Origin of the sequence: Stenotrophomonas sp. 2YAF22 (genome assembly GCF_052114665.1) — a bacterium.
Classification (GTDB): Bacteria; Pseudomonadota; Gammaproteobacteria; order Xanthomonadales; family Xanthomonadaceae; genus Stenotrophomonas; species Stenotrophomonas indicatrix.
In genome coordinates this window covers 1-3,192 of the sequence record NZ_JBFRFE010000510.1, presented here as the reverse complement: position 1 = coordinate 3,192, position 3,192 = coordinate 1, and the positions used below count along the sequence as shown (strand labels likewise).

General features: G+C 65.4%; 4 protein-coding genes. All 4 read left to right on the top strand.

Going from position 1 to position 3,192, the window contains the following annotated elements:
- The coding region (locus AB4Y84_RS17325) for an ABC transporter ATP-binding protein (protein ID WP_442250532.1) at window positions 1-746 on the top strand (746 nt) is incomplete at its 5' end.
- On the top strand, window positions 743-1,675 hold the full coding sequence (locus AB4Y84_RS17320) for an ABC transporter permease subunit (RefSeq protein ID WP_032975682.1): 933 nt from the start codon (window positions 743-745) through the stop codon (window positions 1,673-1,675). The genes AB4Y84_RS17325 and AB4Y84_RS17320, both read left to right, overlap by 4 nt.
- Window positions 1,672-2,514 carry an ABC transporter permease subunit gene (locus tag AB4Y84_RS17315; RefSeq protein WP_025875316.1) on the top strand — a complete coding sequence of 281 codons (843 nt, stop codon included), beginning with the start codon at window positions 1,672-1,674 and terminating at the stop codon, window positions 2,512-2,514. The genes AB4Y84_RS17320 and AB4Y84_RS17315 overlap by 4 nt, the downstream gene beginning before the upstream one ends.
- Window positions 2,515-2,577: 63 nt before the next feature.
- The coding region (locus tag AB4Y84_RS17310; RefSeq protein ID WP_442250531.1) for an aldehyde dehydrogenase family protein at window positions 2,578-3,192 on the top strand (615 nt) is incomplete at its 3' end.

The window sequence follows — 3,192 nt, the reverse complement described above, 5'->3', positions numbered from 1 at the left end:
TGGGCGAGATGCTCGACCTGGTGCAGATGGGCCATCTTGGCAAGCGCAAGCCGCACCAGCTGTCCGGCGGCCAGCAGCAGCGCGTGGCGCTGGCGCGGTCGCTGGCCAAGGGGCCCAAGCTGCTGCTGCTGGACGAACCGATGGGCGCGCTGGACAAGAAGCTGCGCTCGCAGATGCAGCTGGAGCTGGTCAGCATCATCGAGTCGTCGGGCGTGACCTGCGTGATGGTCACCCACGACCAGGAAGAGGCGATGACCATGGCCACCCGCATCGCGGTGATGGACGCCGGCTGGATCCAGCAGGTCGGCAAGCCCGACGAGGTCTACGAGCAGCCGGCCAACCGCTTCGTCGCCGAGTTCATCGGTTCGGTCAACCTGTTCGACGGGGTGATCGACGAGGACCTGCCCGAATACGTGACCGTGCGCTCGCCGCTGTTCCCGGCGCCGGTCTACATCGCCCATGGCATCACCTGTTACGAAGGGCAGCCGGTCGCGTTCGCGCTGCGCCCGGAGAAGGTGATGATCGGCAAGGATGAGCCGGAAGGGCACACCAACAAGGCGCAGGGCGTGATCGAGGACATTGCCTACTTCGGCAGCCATTCGGTCTACCACGTGCGCTTGCCCAGCGGCGCCAAGGTGCTGGCCAACTTCGCCAACTCGCAGCGCTGGGCCAGCGATGGCCTGACCTGGGGTGACGAGGTGTGGGTGCACTGGCGCGACAACGACGGCGTGGTGCTGACCTCATGAGCGCCGCCGGCCTCAAGCGCTGGCTGCCGGGGCTGCGTGCCACGGTGATCGGCATTCCGTACCTGTGGCTGCTGCTGTTCTTCGCCGTGCCGTTCCTGATCGTGCTGATGATCAGTTTCTCGCACAGCCGGGTCGGCTCGCCGCCGTACACCTGGCTGCTGCAGTACGTCGATGGCGGGCTCTCGCTCAAGCTCAACCTCGAGAACTACCTGGCGCTGTTCCGTGATTCGATCTATGCGCAGGCGTTCCTGAGCTCGATCAAGATCGCCGCCATCTCGACCTTCCTCACCCTGCTGATCGGCTATCCGATGGCCTATGCCATCGCCCGCCTGTCGCCGGCCGCGCGCAACGTGGCGATGATGCTGGTGGTGCTGCCGTCGTGGACCTCGTTCCTGATCCGCGTCTATGCATGGAAAGCGATCCTGGACCGCAACGGCCTGCTCGACCAGTTCCTGCAGTACACCGGCCTGCAGTCGCTGATGACCTCGATGGGCCTGCCGAAACTGCAGCTGATCGACACCCCGACCGCAGCCTACATCGGCATCGTGTACTGCTATCTGCCGTTCATGGTGCTTCCGCTGTACGCCAACCTGGTCAAGCATGACCACCGACTGCTGGAAGCAGCCTACGACCTCGGCGCCAAGCCGTGGCAGGCGTTCCTGCGCATCACCCTGCCGCTGTCGAAGGCGGGCATCATCGCCGGCTGCATGCTGGTGATGATCCCGGCGATCGGCGAATTCGTGATCCCGGAAATGCTGGGTGGCTCGGAAACCCTGATGGTCGGTCGCCAGCTGTGGAACGAGTTCTTCAACAACCGCAACTGGCCCGGTGCCTCGGCAATGGCGGCGGCGATGATCCTGTTGCTGCTGGTGCCGATCCTGCTGTTCAACCGATCCCAGCAGCGTTTGCTGGAAGGGAAGCAGGCATGAGCCCGCGTTCTGCCAAGGGCCTGGGCCTGGGCGTGCTGCTGCTCGGCTTCGCTTTCCTGTACCTGCCGATCCTGCTGTTGATGTTCTATTCGTTCAACAGCTCGCGGTTGGCCATGGTCTGGGCCGGGTTCTCCACCCGTGCCTACAGCGATCTGTTTGCCGACCGGGCGCTGATGGATGCGATGTGGACCAGCCTGGTGGTCGCGTTCTGGACCGCCTGTACCGCCACCGTGCTCGGCACGCTGGCGGCGATGGTGATGACCCGCTTCAAGCGTTTCCGCGGGAAGCCGTTCTTCGGTGCGCTGGTGACCGCGCCGCTGGTGATGCCGGACGTGATCCTCGGCTTCTCGCTGATGGCGCTGCTGGCCTCGATGGGCGCGATTCCGGGCTTCCCGGCGCGTGGCCTGGCTACCATCTGGATCGCCCACGTCACCTTCACCCTGTGCTTCGTCACCGTGGTGGTGTCCTCGCGCCTGCAGGAGATGGACCTGTCGCTGGAAGAAGCGGCGATGGATCTCGGCGCGAGCCGGCTGACCGTGTTCACCCGCATCACCCTGCCGATCATCGCCCCGGCGCTGGTGGCCGGTTGGCTGCTGGCGTTCACCCTGTCGCTGGATGACGTGGTGGTGGCCAGCTTCGTTGCCACGCCGGGCTCGACCACGCTGCCGATGAAGGTGTTCGCCTCGGTACGCATGGGCATCAGCCCGAAGATCAATGCGCTGGCCACGCTGCTGGTGTCTGCAGTGTCCATTGCTGCGGTGATCGGCTGGTACATCAATGCGCGTGCGGAGAAGCGACGCCAGCGCGACCTGCAGCTGGCCCGCCAGGACAACGGCTGAGCCGGCAACATCCGGCTCACGGCGGCCGGCGCACAATGGGGGTCTACCTGATGGAGACCCCCCATGACCGTCGAGATCATCAACCCGGCCACCGGCCAGGTGACCTACCGCCATGAGCTGATGGATGCCGCTGCCATCGAGCAGCGCCTGCAGGCCGCAGCCGAGGCGTTCCCACGCTGGGCCGAGCGCTCGCTGCAGGATCGCGGGGCGATCCTCAAGCAGATTGCCGGCCAGCTGCGTGCGCGCCGCGATGACCTGCAGCAGGCCATGACCAGCGAGATGGGCAAGCTGAAGGCCGAGGCCCTGGCCGAAGTGGAAAAGTGCGCGACCACCTGTGAGTTCTATGCCGACCATGCCGCCGACTATCTGAAGCCGCAGCTGATCGATACCGAGGCCCAGCGCAGTTACGTGCGCTATGAACCGATCGGCTGCGTGTTCGCGGTGATGCCGTGGAATTTCCCGATCTGGCAGGTGTTCCGCTTCCTGGCCCCGGCGTTCATGGCCGGCAACGTGGCGCTGCTCAAGCACGCCAGCAACGTGCCGCAGTGCGCCGACCTGATCCTGGCGGTGTGCCGCGATGGCGGCCTGCCGGACGGTGTGTTCGACGTGCTGCACATCGACAACGACCAGGCTGCCGACGTACTGCGCGATGCACGGGTGAAGGCAGTCACCCTGACC

Excerpts from the sequence above, each read along its gene's own strand:
- AB4Y84_RS17320 (WP_032975682.1), top strand. The coding sequence starts at position 743 with ATGAGCGCCGCCGGCCTCAAGCGCTGGCTGCCGGGGCTGCGTGCCACG.
- AB4Y84_RS17315 (WP_025875316.1), top strand. The coding sequence starts at position 1,672 with ATGAGCCCGCGTTCTGCCAAGGGCCTGGGCCTGGGCGTGCTGCTGCTC.